This window comes from Caballeronia sp. INML3B (assembly GCF_023631305.1).
Classification (GTDB): domain Bacteria; phylum Pseudomonadota; class Gammaproteobacteria; order Burkholderiales; family Burkholderiaceae; genus Caballeronia; species Caballeronia turbans.
In genome coordinates this window covers 71,270-85,692 of sequence record NZ_JALQDI010000048.1, presented here as the reverse complement: position 1 = coordinate 85,692, position 14,423 = coordinate 71,270, and the positions used below count along the sequence as shown (strand labels likewise).

Below are 14,423 nucleotides of genomic sequence, written 5' to 3'. Positions count from 1 at the left end.
ACAGCGATCACTTCCGAGGCGGAAGCACGAAATCATAGGCAAGCAGGGCGGTCGGGACTTCGACGCGGTGACCGGCCGGACTCAGGCCCGGTGCGAGCGGCGCCAGCGGCTCGATCAGTGCGTCCTTCACGCCGAACACGACGTCGGAATCCAGGTAGACGTCGCCGCTCACGAACACATGCGTAACGAGCGTCTGGAAGCCGGGAGCACTGACGCGAAAGTGCACGTGAGCCGGGCGGTACGGATGCCGCCCCTGCGCATCGAGCATGCGGCCAACCGGGCCGTCGTTCGGAACCGGATAGGCCGCAGGCACGATCGACCGATACCAGAACGAGCCGTCCGGATCGGTCAGGAAGCGCGCGCGCATGTGTAGCTCCGCCTTGCCCGCCGTCTTCTGCACGTCATAGAAGCCATGGCTGTCCGCGTGCCACGTCTCTACCCGTGCGCCCGCGATCGGATCTCCGCGCAGATCGCGTACGGTGCCTTCTACCAGCAGAGGGTCTCCCGGCTCGCCATCCGCGATTGAAGCGCCCAGCGGCAGCGTAGCCGCTTCTTCGACATAGAACGGACCGAGCACCGTGGTTTGCGTCGCGTCGCCCGGATAGCGATGATTGATCGCGTCCACGAGCATCGATACACCGAGCGTGTCGGACAACAGAATGAACTCCTGCCGGGTGTCGGTGCACATCTGCCCAGTCTGCGTAAGAAAGCGAATCGCAGCGGCCCATTCGTTTTCGGTTGGCTCGATCTCCTTCACGAACGCATGCAGGTGACGAACCAGTGCGTCGCTGATTTTGTGCACGCGTTCGCTCTTGCTTCCCGCGAGACGCTCGATGACCGCTGCGGTGATGTTGTCTTCGTTGAAATTGCGCATCGCGTTTTCCTCACAGCGAATCGGGTTGTGGTGCTGCGCCGCGCCATGCCCGTTCCAGCATTGCCCTGATCGAGTCATGGTCCGGCGCGCGCGGATTCGCATAGGTTTCTCGCAGCACCAATTCGGCCGCACGCCCGATGCCTTCGTGCGGCATGCCGATCTCGGCAAGAGACTGGGGAACGCGCAGCCTGGTGCCGAGCGCGTGCAGTCCGGTCCATGCGTCATCGGTGTCGAGCGCGCATGCGATGCGGCGCATTGCATGCGGCGCCGCGCCAGCCTGGTAGGCGACGATGTGCGCAAGCATGATCGCATGCGTGTCGGCATGCGGCAGATCGAAAGTGCCGCCCAGTACGTGACACACCTTATGATGCAGCGCCATGCCGACGGAGCCGAGGCAGGTTCCGCACAACCACGCGCCGTACTGGGCGCGGCTGCGCGCGTCACGACTGGCGGGATTGGCGAGGATCTCGGGCAGCGCGGTGGCGAGGGCCGCGATACCTTGTTCAGCCATGATCGACGTGACCGGATTGGCGTCTACGGCATAGAGCGCTTCCACCGCGTGAGCCATCGCGTTCAGACCGCTCGACGCCGACAAGCGCACGGGCAGCGTCAGGGTGAGTTCGACATCGTAGATCACGGCTTCCGGCAACACGTCGAGCGTACGACGCGTACGTTTCTCGCCGTCCTGCGTTTCGCCGATGATCGGCGTGACTTCAGAGCCGGCGTACGTAGTGGGCAGCGCGATTTGCGGCAGGCCGGTGCGCAGCGCAAGCGCTTTCGCGAGGCCGATCGCCGAGCCGCCGCCAACAGCGATCAGGGAGTCGGCGCCAGTCCCTTGGGCGACGGCGAGCGCACGCGATGTCACGTTCCACGGCGTGTGCATCGCGGCCTCGGAGAAGACATGCACCTGTGCCTCGGAGAACAACGACGCGATGGCGTCAGCCAAGTCCTTCTGTTCCGGCGTGGAGATGATCAATGGACGCGTGCAGCCCAGTTGCCGGGCGACTTCAGGCGTTTCCCGACGCCTGCCCGCACCGAACAGTACGCGTGCCGGCAGCGCGTGGTAATCGAAGCGCATCGGCGAGACGTCCTCCATCACAGCGCTCCGTTCTGCAGATACTGGCGGCCGCGCGCATAGAGCGCTTCGACCTCCGGGCCGGTCAGCGTCGGCATGTCGCGTTTGACCTTGTAGCCGATGCGGGTCTGCATATACGCGAGATGCCGGTAGCCAGCGGGAAACTCGCGCAGCAGCGCCCCATCGAGAACGGGACGGGCGTCCGGCTCGACCGGATCAAGACGATCCTTTTCATAGATGGGCTGACGAAGCAACAGCAGCCATCGGTCTTCGACCTTCTCGAAGAAGTCATAGAAGCGGCCGGTGCACACGACGTCGCATAACGTGCCTTCGACTTCTCCACGCTGCGAAATGGTCATCTTGGTCTGAGCGATGGCACGCGAGCCGCTCACTTCGATCGACGTGCCGCCCAGAAAGTGCAGGATGCTCACGCCATTCGCCCAACCGGCCTTCGTCACTTCGATGAACTCGCGACCGCTTCCCTGAAACCACGTCGCCATCATACGGCCGTCCGGATGCCAGAGTGTCGCGAAACGCTCCCAGTCGCCCGCATCTCGCCACACCGCCCAGTTTTCGATCGTCTCACGGATCGTCAATCGATCAATCATCGCCTGCTCCATCTGTCGGTCCTCGATGTTCACACATAGGAATGAGTTTCCATGGTGGTGCTTAAGAGCACGCCAGGTCAAGCGGTTTTTGTCGCAAACCGGGACATTCCCTAGTTTGTTTCCCTATGTGAATGAATGTCGACATCACCGTTGACGGGCCGGATCCGTGTTTCTAGCATGGGAACCAGGTTATGGACAGGAACAAAGGAAATGGAAATGCAACCGGTAAAGCAACGAAGATTCGAAACACGCACGGCCATCGTGACGGGCGCCGCGCGTGGCATCGGGCGCGGCATCGCAGAGCGTCTTGCGGACGAAGGCTGCCGCGTCGCCTGTTGGGATATCGATTGTTCACCGCTCGTAGCAGGCGGTCACTCGCCCGCGGCACTCGTGCAGGCCGTCGATCTTGCCGACGCGCGTTCCGTCGACGCAGCGTTCGCCGCCACGCTCGCGTCGTTCGGTCATGTAGACATACTCGTGAACAACGCCGGCATCAATGGACCGGTCATGCCTATCGAGGACTACCCGCTCGACGCATGGAACCGCGTTCTCGCCGTCGATCTGAACAGCGTCTTCCACACCTGTCGCCTCGCCGTACCACACATGCGCGAACGCGGGGCGGGACGCATCGTCAACGTGGCGTCGATCGTCGGCAAGGAAGGACATCCGAACATTTGCGCCTATGCCGCGGCGAAGGCGGGTGTCATCGGTCTGACGAAATCGATCGCGCGCGAGCTGGCCGGCACGGGCATCACGGTCAACGGCATCGCGCCTGCGATCACCGAAACGGATCTTTTCCGGGAGATGACGGAGGAGCACATCGAGACCAGCAAGGCACGCATTCCGATGGGGCGGTTTTTGACCGTTCCGGAAATCGCCGCCATGGTGGCGTGGATCGCGAGCGACGAATGCAGCTTCACGACCGGTTTCACCTTCGACCTGTCAGGCGGCCGTGCGACGTATTGAGCCCGCAACCCAACGCGAGCTTTGTTCCGATCACCGACAAGACACATGCAGGAGACGAAATGGCACTGACGCATCAGCAGAGCAGCAATCAGGCACGAACCGCCACCGCGAGCGCGTGGATCGGCTCGGCGCTGGAGTACTACGACTATTTCATTTACGCCCAAGCCGCCGCGCTGGTTTTTCCCCAACTCTTCTTTCCCTCCGGAGACAGCCGCGTTGCGATCGCCGCGTCGCTCGCGACTTATGGCGTCGGCTATCTTGCACGACCAGTCGGCGCATTCGTGCTCGGCCGTCGTGGCGATACACATGGACGCAAGAACCTGCTTCTCACGTGCATGTTCATGATGGGGTTGTCGACACTCGCTGTGGGTCTTCTGCCGACATTCGCGCAAGCGGGCTTCGTAGCGCCGATCCTGCTCGTGATCTTGCGGCTCATCCAGGGTTTCGCGGTCGCCGGGGAGATCTCCGGTTCCAGTTCCCTCGTGCTGGAGCATGCGCCGCTCGGCCGTCGCGGCTACTTCGCCAGTTACGCGATGCAGGGCGTGACCGCCGGACAGGTGTTCGCTGCGGCCATCTTCATGCCGCTCGCCTACTATCTGCCCGAGAAGGAATTCCTGACATGGGGTTGGCGCGTACCGTTCCTGCTGAGTGTGCTCGTGCTCGTAGCCGGTTATGTAATTCGGCGCAAAGTGTCGGAGACACCGGCTTTCGTCGATGAAGCGCAACATCGGCGGATTCCCGCGTCGCCCGTCAAGGAAGCGTTACGCGATGGCTGGCGAGATATCGTGCGCATCGCCGCAATCGCGTTGATTGCGATCATCCTCGCGGTGACTTCGATCTTCGGCGCGGCCTATGCGGTGCAGCCCGCTTACGGTATCGGTCTTTCGAAAGGCTTTTTTCTCTGGATTCCACTGCTCGCCAATCTGACCGCGATGTTCTTCATTCCCTTCGCAGGCAGTCTGTCCGATCGATGGGGACGCCGGCCGCTCATCATATTCGGCGCGCTTGCATCGGGCCTGCTGTCGTATGGGTATCTCTATGCGATCAGTCTGCACAACGCCATGCTGGCGATCGGCATCGCGATCGTAATGTGGGGCGTGGTGTATCAGTGCTTCAACGCGGTATATCCGAGCTTCATGCCTGAACTGTTCCCGACGCGTATCCGGGTTACCGCCATGGCGATCGGCCAGAACATCGGCACGGCCATCACCGCGATCTTGCCGGCGTTCATCGCAGCTGCCGTCCCGCCGGGCACGCAGCACATTCCGTTGATCGTCGGGACGATCACGCTGATCGTCTGCGGTGTCGGCGCACTGGGTGCATGGACGGCGCGCGAAACCTACCGGCTGCCCGTCAGCGCGCTCGGCCAGCGAGATGCATCGCCGATCAGTCAGGAGGAGTACGACAGCCTGCGTGCGGACATTCGCAGGAAGAAAACTGCGTCCAATGTTCCCGTATGAGGGCGATCTCTGTGTACCGCGGTCCGCGTCAGGTGACGGGCGGTACCGCACCTTCGAGCAAGGTCTTGACGAGCCGCGCGCGACGCTTTTCGAGGTCCGCGATCTGACGTTCGATAGCTTCGAGCCTTACCCGCTGGACCTCGGTGATCTGGTCGCATGAGCGGGCGCCTTCGCTCAGAAGCATGCAATCCGGAAAGCCGCGAATATCGTCGATGGTGAAACCGGTCGCGATCATGCGCTGAATCTGCTTGACCTGCGTTACTGCCTTCTCGGGGAACATGCGATAGCCATTGCTCGCGCGTACCGAGGCGAGCAGACCATGTTCGTCGTAATGCCGGAGCGATCGCACGCTCGCGCCGGTGAGTTGCGAGAGTTGTCCGATCGTCAGCAGTTCCTGAGAAGACGTGTTTTTCGTGAAAAGCAAGGTAGCACAATTCGCTTGACTCTCACATCGGTGTAAGGGTTGAGACTAGGCGCACTGACACGCTCTCAGGAAAGACAATGAGCTTACGAACGTTCCTCCACTTTTTGACTTCCGCGTTCTCTGCGGCGACGCTGTTCGCGTGCGCACCCGACACAAGCGCGCGGCCGGCAAGCTATACGGTTACATCGACGGATGGGGTGAAGCTGGCGGTTCAGGAAAGCGGCAATCCGAATGGCCCTCCCATCATTCTGGTGCACGGACTACTCGGCAGCCGCCTGAACTGGGACGCGCAGGTGCAGAGTCCCGAATTGCGCCAATACCGGATCATTACGTACGATCTGCGCGGTCATGGTCTGTCGGATAAGCCATCCGGCCCGGAGCCGTATCATGACGGAAACCGTTGGGGGGACGACCTCGCAGCCGTGATACAGGGCTCACACGCGCGCAAGCCCGTCGTGGTCGGCTGGTCGCTGGGCGGCGTGGTGATATCGAACTACCTCGCCAAGTATGGCGATCGCGCGATCGCGGGCGCCGTGTACGTCGACGGCGTGGTCGAACTCGCCCCGGGTCAGATCGTCGATCACCCCGAGGTTTATCGAGACATGAATTCGCCCGATCTGAAGACGCATCTCGACGGTGAACGCACGTTCGTCGGCCTTTGTTTCAACCATCGGCCTGACGCCGATACATTCGACCGGCTGCTCGCGAACGCCGCGATGGCCTCGTGGGACATGCAAAAGGAAGTGCCGACGATGACGGTCTTCGCTGCGGAGGGGCTCGGCAAGGCGCGCGTATCGCTGCTCTTCATCTACGGCGGCCATGACGCGCTGGTCGACAGGCGTGCGACGCTGGCTCGCGCGGCCGTGCTGAATCCACGCATCGTCAGCAAGGAGTACGCGGACTCGGGTCACGCGCCGTTCATCGAGGAACCCGAGCGTTTCAATCGCGATCTGGCCGAGTTCGTCAGGTCGGTGTCGCAACAATGAAGTCGCGTCTTACGAGAAGGTGACCACGGTGCATGAACTTGCGCAAGACTTCTTTCCGGGCTTCGCGAAGCTCGACGTCGAAGCGGGCGATGTCTCGTTTCGCGGCAGGATTGGCGGAAGCGGATCGCCGGTTTTGCTGTTGCACGGCTACCCGCAGACTCACGTTGCGTGGCGATTGATTGCGCCGACGCTTGCGAGGTCGCACACCGTCATCGTGCCGGATCTGCCGGGGTACGGCGACAGCCGGACTTGCAACGATCAGCCGCGATGGACCAAACGTCGCGTAGCCAGCGCGCTCGTCGCGCTGATGGACCGACTCGGGCACGAGCGCTTCGCAGTGGTCGGGCATGATCGCGGCGCTCGGGCCGGATACCGGCTTGCGCTCGACCATCCTCGACGCGTTGCCGCGTATGCCTCGCTGACGGTGATACCGACGCTCGATGCATTCGCAGGTATCGACAAGACGTTCGCGTTGAACGCCTGGCACTGGTTCTTCATGGCGCAGCCGGGCGATCTGCCGGAGCGGATGCTTGCGGCTGATCCAGACGCTTATCTCGACGCCGCACTGGCGAAGATGGCGGGCGGTCTCGAGCGGATCGATCCTTTGGCACTCGCCGCCTATCGAAGCGCGTTCAGGAATCCGCACGTGCGCCACGCCATGTGCGAAGACTATCGCGCCGCTGCTTCCGAGGACCTGGAGCACGATGCAAGCGATTCAGCTGCGGGCCGAAGACTCGCCTGTCCGGTCCTGGTTCTGTGGAGCGAGAGCGAACAGAAGGGGAGAAGGATCCTGCCCCTTGACGTGTGGTCCCGATGGGCAACGAACGTGACGGGCAAGGGATTGCCCGGCGGCCATCTGTTGCCTGAGGATGCCCCGAATGAGGTCTTGATGTCCCTTGAGGATTTTTTGGTCGGACAGGTTTAGCGTTGGCTTTAGCTCCAACAGTGTAAATAAGGAGGCCGGTCAGAGAACGGCCGAGAAGGGTCGTGAGGGTGAGTTCACCGTGCAGGTTGCGGCCGTTCGACCCAGCGACGCCGCCGACGTCAGCAATTCGTCGGACTGCTGTCGTAGGAGTCGGCCAGTTCCAAGGCCCGCAAAGGCCGACTTGGGGCAAGGAGACCGCACGGACGGTCACGACGAAAAAGATAGAGGAAGACAATGTAACTCCCTTCAACTCAATGGGAGTCTGTCATGGGAGGCAATCTAAGCCGTGAGCCCTGGAACAAAGGCAAGTTGGTTGGTCAAAAGCCGCCGCTGAAGCCGAAAGACGTCTGGGCAATCCGGATTACCTTCATAACGCGCACGGGTTAATGATCTAGCGCTATTCAATCTTGCGATCGACAGCAAGCTGCGCGGGTGCGACTTGGTTCAACCTGCATGTTCGCGACGTGACGCATGACAATCAGATATTGCCCCGCGCGATGATAGTGCGGCGCAAGACTAAACGGCCCGTGCAGTTCGAGTTTACAGGGCCCGCTCGCCCTGCGGTCGCTGCATGGATTGAAAAAGCTAAGTTGAGGTCCGAGGAGTACCTTTTCCCAAGCCGCTTTTCTCGGTCGCCGCATATCTCAGCGCGACAGTACGCTCGGAAGGTCGCCCCTGATCCGACCGCTTACGGCGCACACTCGATCCGTCGGACGAAGGCGACTTTGATTTGCAAGCGGAAGAAGAACCTCAGAGCGGTTCAATTTCTGCTTGGACATAGCAAGCTCGAAAGCACCGTTCGATACCTCGGCATAGAGGTCGACGACGCGCTCGAGATTCCCCGAGCAAACATAAATCTAAAAAGTCGCGGCCGTTGGACCGGCTGTTTGTCGCTGCGGCCGCTTTCGCGTTTGGTGCACCGCTCCGTGCGGCCAATCTCCGACGTCCGGCGCCGTCGGTTCATATTCGAGTGACTGTTGATCTCCCTTCTTTGGCCGTTCCTTCAGGCTCGATAGCAATGGCGACATTCTGCTTACCACGTGGACTCATATCAGCTATCACATGGCGTTGTTGTGGCTTCCCATAGGTGCCGGCACGGTTAAAGCGGTCTATCGCTATAAGCGGCTGCACCCGGCAACAGATCATTAAAGGCCCTCGCCCTGCGAAACCCGCAGCGCTATCGGTCTACAAAATCGCAAACGTTCTGCCCTAAGTCGGACATGGTTGATCGCATGCTATTTGGCTGCGTTGCGTCGGTCCAGCCGACCGCGCGGGAGCCAGTCGGCCACAATCGGTGTCATTGGACAGTCACTGGCGAATCGCTGACAATTGAGCGACCCTGCAACGATGACCTACGGCTGCCGGAAGCGATATGCGCCCCAACTTTCTAGTCTCCGACCGCACCGCCCAGTATCGAACAATCGCGCTGATCCTGATATCAATGTTCTGCTTCGCTGTCGTCGATGCGCTAGGCAAGGCAGTGGCGCTTGGTTATCCAGCGAACGAAGTAACGTTTTTTCGCATGCTGTTTGGCATCGTGCCTGCGGTCGTTGTCGGCCTTAAAGGCGGAGGGTTATTCGCCCGCGTTAAGAAGGTTGACTTTCGCGGACAGACGACGCGTGCGGTCACGCTTCTCGGGGCTTCCGGCCTATTCTTCGCGGGCTTGCCGTACCTGCCATTAAGCGAGGCCGTGGCGATTGTCTACTCGGAGGCGATATTCGTCGTTGTCTTCGCCCCGTTGCTCCTCGGGGAGCGCTTGTTTGCGCGGAATGCGGTCGCCGCGTGCGTAGGCTTTGTCGGCGTGCTTCTAGTCGTCCGGCCTCAAGGTAGCTTGTCGAATCTCATTGGCCCATGTTTGCTCCTTACGAGTGCGTTGTGCGGTGCTCTTTCTATGATTCAAATTCGCAAGCTCAAGGTTGACGACGACTCAAGCATCACAGTGCTTTTCTTCACGGCTTTCGGCACCGTGGTTACGAGTGTTTCTCTGGTCTTTGCGTGGAGGACGCCGACACTGAAGGACCTGCTGATCATGGCGTTGTTGGCTCTATTCGCCACGACAGGCCAGCTACTTTTTACGGTCGCGGTACGGCGCGAAAGTGCTGCGAAGCTAGCCCCCTACACCTATACAAGCATCATTTGGGCAACGTTATTTGGATTTCTCGTGTGGGGCGAAACGTTAGGCTTCGTTTCAGTCCTGGGAATATTGACCATCGTCGGGAGCTCAATCGCTGTTGCGGTTCGGGAAGAGCCGCCGGAAGGCCCAGCGGTCTAGTGACGGACGGCCGAGTCCACGAGCAAAAGCGTTGGCCGGTCGATGATTTGGCTAACTGGGACAGCCGTTTTTCACTTACCTGGCACAGTTTTCACTTTCCGTGGCACGCGACATCTTTTGTCGGGTGACACCACCAGTGAGAAAGTGCATCGTTGAAGTTAAAGCGCTTTTCAGAAAGGGCGGCACCGAGCGGCCGGCAGGTGCCACGGAAAGTGCAAATTTCCCGCGCACTGCCGCAGTAAGTGAAAAATCCTCGGTGTTCCATCGACGCGCCCGGAGTAGACGGAGCAATTGCGTCACAAGTTGCCTGATAAATCCCGGTTGTAATCCGGCGAATGCCTTTGCGCGCGGGGAAACACTGCGAAACGTCAGCGTGCCGCTGGCCAGATCGCGTTCGAAGACAGCGATGTCACCCCGGAACTCGCTGAGCACGTATAGATGGCGCCCGGAAGGCAGGCGCAAAATGACGCGGAACGAAGCCGCGATCCAGGTCCACCATGTCGACTTCTTTTCGACGTTTGCGTGAGCTTGCCCGTGTGCCGGTCAATTGCAAATGTGAGCAGGGGAGCGCCGGGAGCCAACGCGTACCTGCGACGAAAGGCGACTGATCCGCAGAAAGCGCTAAAGGCATGACACGGTCCGCCGCAGGATAGCGATCTAGCGGTGTCAGGCTTCGGGTCCGGCCGTCGAGTCTGAATACGCCTATGTCTCCATCGTCGGCGTACGAAACGAAAGCGAAGTAGTTCATCTCGCTTTTGCGGAGTATCGGGTCCGACGTCTGATTACATGTTGAACCAAATAGTACGAAACAGCTCCTCACTGCATCAAGCTCCCTAGTATTTTCCCTTACCGCCAAGCCTGGTTTTCACGCAGATTGTCCTGCGCAATGTCAGTATTGCGTTCATTGCATTGCCAATATGTGCGCGGAATCGTATCGTCGTGTCCATTCAAGGAGACATTGATGAAGATCGCATTTCTGGGCGCAGGCGCGCTGGGCTGCGCCATCGGCGCTGCGCTGACCGAAGGGGGGCACGAGACGTGGCTCGTCGACAGGTTCGCCGCGCACGTCGAGGCCATGTCCCGCGACGGCCTGCAGGTCGACGACGAGCGCGGCACGCGCCGCGTCAAGGTGCGCGCGACGATGAATCCCGCCGCCGTCGGGCCGGTGGACCTCGTGATCGTCCTGGTCAAATCCTTCCACACCGATTCGGCGATGCGCGGCGCGCTCGACCTCGTCGGCCCCGAGACGCTTGTGCTCTCCCTTCAGAACGGCCTCGGTCACGAGGATCTGCTCAGCGAGATCGTCGGACGCGAGCGAGTGCTCGCGGGGAAGACCTATGTCGGTGGAGTGTTGCGCGCACCCGGCCACATCCAGTCCGGCGTTACCGGAAAGATCACAATCATCGGCGAGCTCGACGGCCGCGTGACCCCCCGCGCGCAAGCGGTGGCGGATGCGTTCAACAGTGCGGGTCTCTCGACCCTGGTCAGCGACAACATCCTCGGCACGATGTGGGACAAGCTGCTGATTAACGTCGCCACCGGTGCGATTACTGGCATCACCCGTCTGACATATGGGCAGCTTTACAGCGATCCCGTGCTGAAGGCGACGTCGCTCGCTGCCGTTGAAGAAGCGATGACGGCTGCAAAAGCGGCCGGCATTACGCTGTCCATTACGAATGCCGAAGACGCCTGGAACATGGCCGCCGAAGGACTGCCGGCCGGGTTCAAAACCTCGATGCTGCAAAGCCTGGAAAATTCCTCCGTCACCGAAATCGACTTCATCAACGGTGCGGTCGTGCGATGGGGCGAGCGGCTGGGCGTGCCGACGCCGGTGAACTCGACGCTCGTTGCGTGCATAAAAGGCATTGAGCGTGGCATGACTGAGCGCAAGAGAGAGGGGGCCGCGGCATGAGCGTACCTAAAGCTTATCTCGAACACGTGGCGATCTGGGTGAAGGACATCCACTGGCACATCCGCTTCTTCGAACAAGTGCTCGGCATGACCATGCGCGAAGTGGACGGCCCGCGCGAAGAGCCGCGTCAGTACTGGACACTCGGCGGGCTCCAATTCATCAGCGATCCTCTCCACGAGGGCCCTGAAGGCCGGCTCGCGCATCTCGGCGTGATGTGTGAGGACCTCGAAGGCGCGCTCGCCGCCGCGCAGCCCTTCGGCGTCACTGAAATGTCGCAGGGCCGCAACTGGCTGCGTCTGCCCGACGGACTCGCCGTCGAACTCATTCAGGCAAAACCCGCCGCATGCGTTGCGCAGGCGCTGTCGATCAATCCACGCGCGGAGGCGTGAGCATGAGCACCACCACCGAAAAATACTGGGACGATGCGCAGGAAGGCGACGAATGCGTCAGCCCGACCTACACGGTCACGAAGGAACGCATCCTCGCTTACGCCGATCTCACGGGCGACCACACGCCGGTGCATGTGGATGAAGAATACGCCAATGCGAGCCATTTCGGGTCGATCGTCGCGCATGGTCTATTCGGCCTGTCCATTGCCGATGGGCTCAAGACACAGAGCGACTATCGCTTCCTGCCGGGCATGTCGCTCGGCTGGACGTGGGACTTCGTGCTGCCCATCAAGGTCAACGACGTGCTGCATGTGAAGTTTCGCGTGACGTCGATGCGGGCGAGCAAGAGCCGCCCGGGCTGGGGCATCGTAGTGTTGCCATCCGAACTGATCAACCAGAGCGGCGAAGTCGTTCAACGCGGCGAGCATCGTCTGATGATCCCGCGCCGTCCGGGAGCCTACTGATGCAAGCCCGTCCTCTCGAAGGCATTCGCGTCGTCGACTATAGCCACTTCCTGGCCGGTCCCTATGTCGGACGCTGCCTCGCCGCGCTCGGCGCCGAAGTCATCAAGGTCGAGCGTCCCGGCAGCGGTGATGCAGGCCGCCAGCACGCGACGATTCTCGACGACCAGCAAAGCGCCTACTTCCTCCAGTTGAACATGGGCAAGCGCGGCGTGAGCGTCAATATGAAAGAGCCGCGAGGTAAGGCTTTCATGGAGCGCCTTTGCGATTCGGCGGATGTTTTCATTGAGAACTATCGCCCCGGAGCGCTGGACAAGCTCGGCCTCGGCTATGGGGCGTTGTCCGAACGCAATCCCGGTCTCGTCTATTGCTCCATCTCGGCCTATGGGCATACAGGTCCGGACGCGCATCGCGCAGGCTTTGGGCTGATCGCGGAAGCGAAGAGCGGCATCATGCAGATGATCGGCAACCCCGGCGAACCGCCACCGCTCATGCGCATTTCGCTCGGCGACATGTACACCGGCATCCACGCGGTCGCCGCGATCAACGCTGCGTTGCTGGGCCGCGTAAAGAGCGGACGCGGCCAGCATATCGACATGGCGCTGTACGACACGCTGTTCTCGATGCACGAATACGCCGTCCAGTGCTACACGATGCAGGGCGTGGTCCCCGAACAGACCGGCCATGACATGCCGACATCAACTTTATACGGCGTGTTCCGGGCAAGCGATGGGGATCTGGTCATCGCCGCGCAGGTCGATGATTCGTGGAAGCGGTTCGCGACGGCCGTCGAGCAAAACGGCGGCCCCGCGGGCTTCGCCACTGATGCGCGCTTGCATAGCCTAAACGGGCGCAATGCGAACCGCGAGGCCATTCTCTCGGTTGTGAAGCCATGGGTCGCTGCGCGTAACGTCGCCGATGTGCTCGCGCTGCTCGACAGCGTCGATGTGCCATGCGCCAAGGTACAACGCATCGACGAGGTCGTGGCCGATCCGCAGATCGTCGCGCGTGGCATGGTGATCGAACAGGAGCATCCGCGCCTGGGCACGCTGCGTCTGCCGAACCTGCCATTTCGCTTCTCGGACTGCGATACGTCGATTCGCGATGTTGGCCCGGATCTCGGGCAGCACAACGAGGAAGTCGCCCGATCGCTGGGCTTCAGCGCGGCCGAAATCGATTCGATGCAGACCGATGGCGTGCTGTTCTCGAAGCGGAGCGCGTGATGGGCGATCGTTATGCGGTCATCGGCAATCCGATCGGGCACACGAAGTCGCCCTTGATCCACGGCTTCTTCGCGCAAGAGACCGGTCAGGATATGAGCTATAAGGCCATCGAAGGGCCTGTGGAACCTGCCAGCGGCTTCTCTGACAGCGTCAGAAGTTTCATTGCTGCGGGCGGCCGCGGCATGAACGTGACCGCACCCTTCAAACTCGAAGCATTTGCAATGTCCGATGAGCGCAGCGAAAGAGCCGAGCTCTCAGGTGCGGTCAACGCGATGAAGTTCGAGAACGGCCGCATCATCGCGGAGAACTTCGATGGCGTCGGCCTCGTGCGCGACATCGAAGTCAATCTGCATCAGCCGATGGCCGGCAAGCGCGTGCTGATCCTCGGCGCGGGCGGCGCCGCGCGCGGCGCGCTGCTGCCGTTCGTCGCGGCACGGCCCGCCGAACTCGTCGTAACAAACCGGCACGTGGACAAGGCGCGGGCACTTGTGGAACAGGTCGCCAGACCGCTCACTGCTGCCGGATCGCTCATTGCATGCGGGTATGCGGATCTGGAGGCTATGGGGCGCTTCGACCTGGTTATCAACGCGACATCGGCGAGCCTGACAGGGCAACTGCCGCCGGTGCCACCTAGTGTCTTCAGCGCCAGCGGAAGCGCCTATGAACTCGCTTACGGGAAGGGACTCACGCCTTTCTTGCGGCTCGCGCGCAATGCAGGTGTGCAAGGTATCGCTGACGGCGTGGGCATGCTGGTCGAGCAGGCGGCGGAGGCGTTTGCATGGTGGCGGGGCATTCGTCCGGAAACGCGCACCCTTATCGACCGTCTGACTGTTCCGCTCGATTGACCC

At 61.2% G+C, this 14,423-nt stretch carries 15 protein-coding genes and 1 pseudogene; 11 read left to right on the top strand and 5 right to left on the bottom strand.

Annotated features, from left to right (window positions below; all coding sequences use genetic code 11):
* Positions 1 to 7: 7 nt before the first annotated feature.
* The 3 genes from NCS58_RS22105 to NCS58_RS22095 are packed head-to-tail and all read right to left on the bottom strand — an operon-like array spanning position 8 to position 2,557.
* Complete coding sequence (locus NCS58_RS22105; RefSeq protein WP_061119043.1) at positions 8 to 874, bottom strand: intradiol ring-cleavage dioxygenase; 867 nt, start codon at positions 872 to 874, stop codon at positions 8 to 10.
* A 10-nt stretch (positions 875 to 884) separates the two neighbouring features.
* Positions 885 to 1,970: a maleylacetate reductase gene (locus NCS58_RS22100; protein ID WP_061119044.1), complete on the bottom strand. Its 1,086-nt coding sequence runs from the start codon at positions 1,968 to 1,970 to the stop codon at positions 885 to 887.
* Positions 1,970 to 2,557: a nuclear transport factor 2 family protein gene (locus NCS58_RS22095; protein WP_409219317.1), complete on the bottom strand. Its 588-nt coding sequence runs from the start codon at positions 2,555 to 2,557 to the stop codon at positions 1,970 to 1,972. The genes NCS58_RS22100 and NCS58_RS22095 overlap by 1 nt, the downstream gene beginning before the upstream one ends.
* Before the next feature lie 216 nt (positions 2,558 to 2,773).
* Between NCS58_RS22095 and NCS58_RS22090 the strand changes: the two genes are divergently transcribed.
* The gene (locus NCS58_RS22090) at positions 2,774 to 3,523 is read left to right on the top strand and encodes an SDR family NAD(P)-dependent oxidoreductase (RefSeq protein WP_061119095.1); all 750 of its coding nucleotides are present in this window, start codon (positions 2,774 to 2,776) and stop codon (positions 3,521 to 3,523) included.
* Between the two features lie 59 nt (positions 3,524 to 3,582).
* Positions 3,583 to 4,983 (top strand): MFS transporter, encoded by a 1,401-nt coding sequence (locus NCS58_RS22085; protein WP_061119046.1) that lies wholly within the window; start codon positions 3,583 to 3,585, stop codon positions 4,981 to 4,983.
* 28 nt (positions 4,984 to 5,011) lie between these two features.
* Here NCS58_RS22085 and NCS58_RS22080 read toward each other — a convergent pair whose 3' ends face one another.
* A complete protein-coding gene (locus NCS58_RS22080; RefSeq protein WP_061119047.1) occupies positions 5,012 to 5,407 on the bottom strand; it encodes a MerR family transcriptional regulator in 396 nt (131 codons plus the stop codon).
* A gap of 77 nt (positions 5,408 to 5,484) precedes the next feature.
* Here NCS58_RS22080 and NCS58_RS22075 point away from each other — a divergent pair, with 77 nt between their 5' ends.
* The 4 genes and pseudogenes from NCS58_RS22075 (at position 5,485) to NCS58_RS22060 (ending at position 9,590) form a co-directional block, all read left to right on the top strand.
* The gene (locus NCS58_RS22075) at positions 5,485 to 6,393 is read left to right on the top strand and encodes an alpha/beta fold hydrolase (RefSeq protein WP_061119048.1); all 909 of its coding nucleotides are present in this window, start codon (positions 5,485 to 5,487) and stop codon (positions 6,391 to 6,393) included.
* A 19-nt stretch (positions 6,394 to 6,412) separates the two neighbouring features.
* On the top strand, positions 6,413 to 7,318 hold the full coding sequence (locus NCS58_RS22070) for an alpha/beta hydrolase (protein ID WP_061119049.1): 906 nt from the start codon (positions 6,413 to 6,415) through the stop codon (positions 7,316 to 7,318).
* Between the two features lie 267 nt (positions 7,319 to 7,585).
* Positions 7,586 to 8,157, top strand: a pseudogene (locus NCS58_RS22065) (tyrosine-type recombinase/integrase); the annotation flags it as partial.
* Between the two features lie 533 nt (positions 8,158 to 8,690).
* Entirely contained in the window at positions 8,691 to 9,590 is a 900-nt protein-coding gene (locus NCS58_RS22060; protein WP_061119050.1) for a DMT family transporter, read from the top strand.
* 75 nt (positions 9,591 to 9,665) lie between these two features.
* Here the strand turns inward: NCS58_RS22060 and NCS58_RS22055 are convergent, their stop codons facing one another.
* Positions 9,666 to 10,022 (bottom strand): hypothetical protein, encoded by a 357-nt coding sequence (locus tag NCS58_RS22055; RefSeq protein WP_250538881.1) that lies wholly within the window; start codon positions 10,020 to 10,022, stop codon positions 9,666 to 9,668.
* A 529-nt stretch (positions 10,023 to 10,551) separates the two neighbouring features.
* On the opposite strand from NCS58_RS22055, the gene NCS58_RS22050 reads away from it, so the two are divergent.
* The 5 genes from NCS58_RS22050 to aroE are packed head-to-tail and all read left to right on the top strand — an operon-like array spanning position 10,552 to position 14,420.
* On the top strand, positions 10,552 to 11,502 hold the full coding sequence (locus tag NCS58_RS22050; protein ID WP_061119051.1) for a ketopantoate reductase family protein: 951 nt from the start codon (positions 10,552 to 10,554) through the stop codon (positions 11,500 to 11,502).
* Positions 11,499 to 11,891 (top strand): VOC family protein, encoded by a 393-nt coding sequence (locus tag NCS58_RS22045; RefSeq protein WP_061119052.1) that lies wholly within the window; start codon positions 11,499 to 11,501, stop codon positions 11,889 to 11,891. The genes NCS58_RS22050 and NCS58_RS22045 overlap by 4 nt, the downstream gene beginning before the upstream one ends.
* A gap of 2 nt (positions 11,892 to 11,893) precedes the next feature.
* Complete coding sequence (locus tag NCS58_RS22040; RefSeq protein ID WP_061119053.1) at positions 11,894 to 12,355, top strand: MaoC family dehydratase; 462 nt, start codon at positions 11,894 to 11,896, stop codon at positions 12,353 to 12,355.
* Positions 12,355 to 13,575, top strand: a complete 1,221-nt coding sequence (locus NCS58_RS22035) for a CaiB/BaiF CoA-transferase family protein (RefSeq protein WP_061119054.1) — start codon at positions 12,355 to 12,357, stop codon at positions 13,573 to 13,575. The genes NCS58_RS22040 and NCS58_RS22035 overlap by 1 nt, the downstream gene beginning before the upstream one ends.
* On the top strand, positions 13,575 to 14,420 hold the full coding sequence (gene aroE, locus NCS58_RS22030) for a shikimate dehydrogenase (protein WP_061119055.1): 846 nt from the start codon (positions 13,575 to 13,577) through the stop codon (positions 14,418 to 14,420). The genes NCS58_RS22035 and aroE overlap by 1 nt, the downstream gene beginning before the upstream one ends.
* Positions 14,421 to 14,423: the final 3 nt, after the last annotated feature.

Coding starts and splice junctions, on each gene's coding strand:
- NCS58_RS22095 (WP_409219317.1), bottom strand. CDS start 2,557: ATGATTGATCGATTGACGATCCGTGAGACGATCGAAAACTGGGCGGTG.
- NCS58_RS22105 (WP_061119043.1), bottom strand. CDS start 874: ATGCGCAATTTCAACGAAGACAACATCACCGCAGCGGTCATCGAGCGT.
- NCS58_RS22045 (WP_061119052.1), top strand. CDS start 11,499: ATGAGCGTACCTAAAGCTTATCTCGAACACGTGGCGATCTGGGTGAAG.
- NCS58_RS22040 (WP_061119053.1), top strand. CDS start 11,894: ATGAGCACCACCACCGAAAAATACTGGGACGATGCGCAGGAAGGCGAC.
- NCS58_RS22060 (WP_061119050.1), top strand. CDS start 8,691: ATGCGCCCCAACTTTCTAGTCTCCGACCGCACCGCCCAGTATCGAACA.
- NCS58_RS22085 (WP_061119046.1), top strand. CDS start 3,583: ATGGCACTGACGCATCAGCAGAGCAGCAATCAGGCACGAACCGCCACC.
- NCS58_RS22100 (WP_061119044.1), bottom strand. CDS start 1,970: ATGGAGGACGTCTCGCCGATGCGCTTCGATTACCACGCGCTGCCGGCA.
- NCS58_RS22035 (WP_061119054.1), top strand. CDS start 12,355: ATGCAAGCCCGTCCTCTCGAAGGCATTCGCGTCGTCGACTATAGCCAC.
- NCS58_RS22075 (WP_061119048.1), top strand. CDS start 5,485: ATGAGCTTACGAACGTTCCTCCACTTTTTGACTTCCGCGTTCTCTGCG.
- NCS58_RS22090 (WP_061119095.1), top strand. CDS start 2,774: ATGCAACCGGTAAAGCAACGAAGATTCGAAACACGCACGGCCATCGTG.
- NCS58_RS22050 (WP_061119051.1), top strand. CDS start 10,552: ATGAAGATCGCATTTCTGGGCGCAGGCGCGCTGGGCTGCGCCATCGGC.
- aroE (WP_061119055.1), top strand. CDS start 13,575: ATGGGCGATCGTTATGCGGTCATCGGCAATCCGATCGGGCACACGAAG.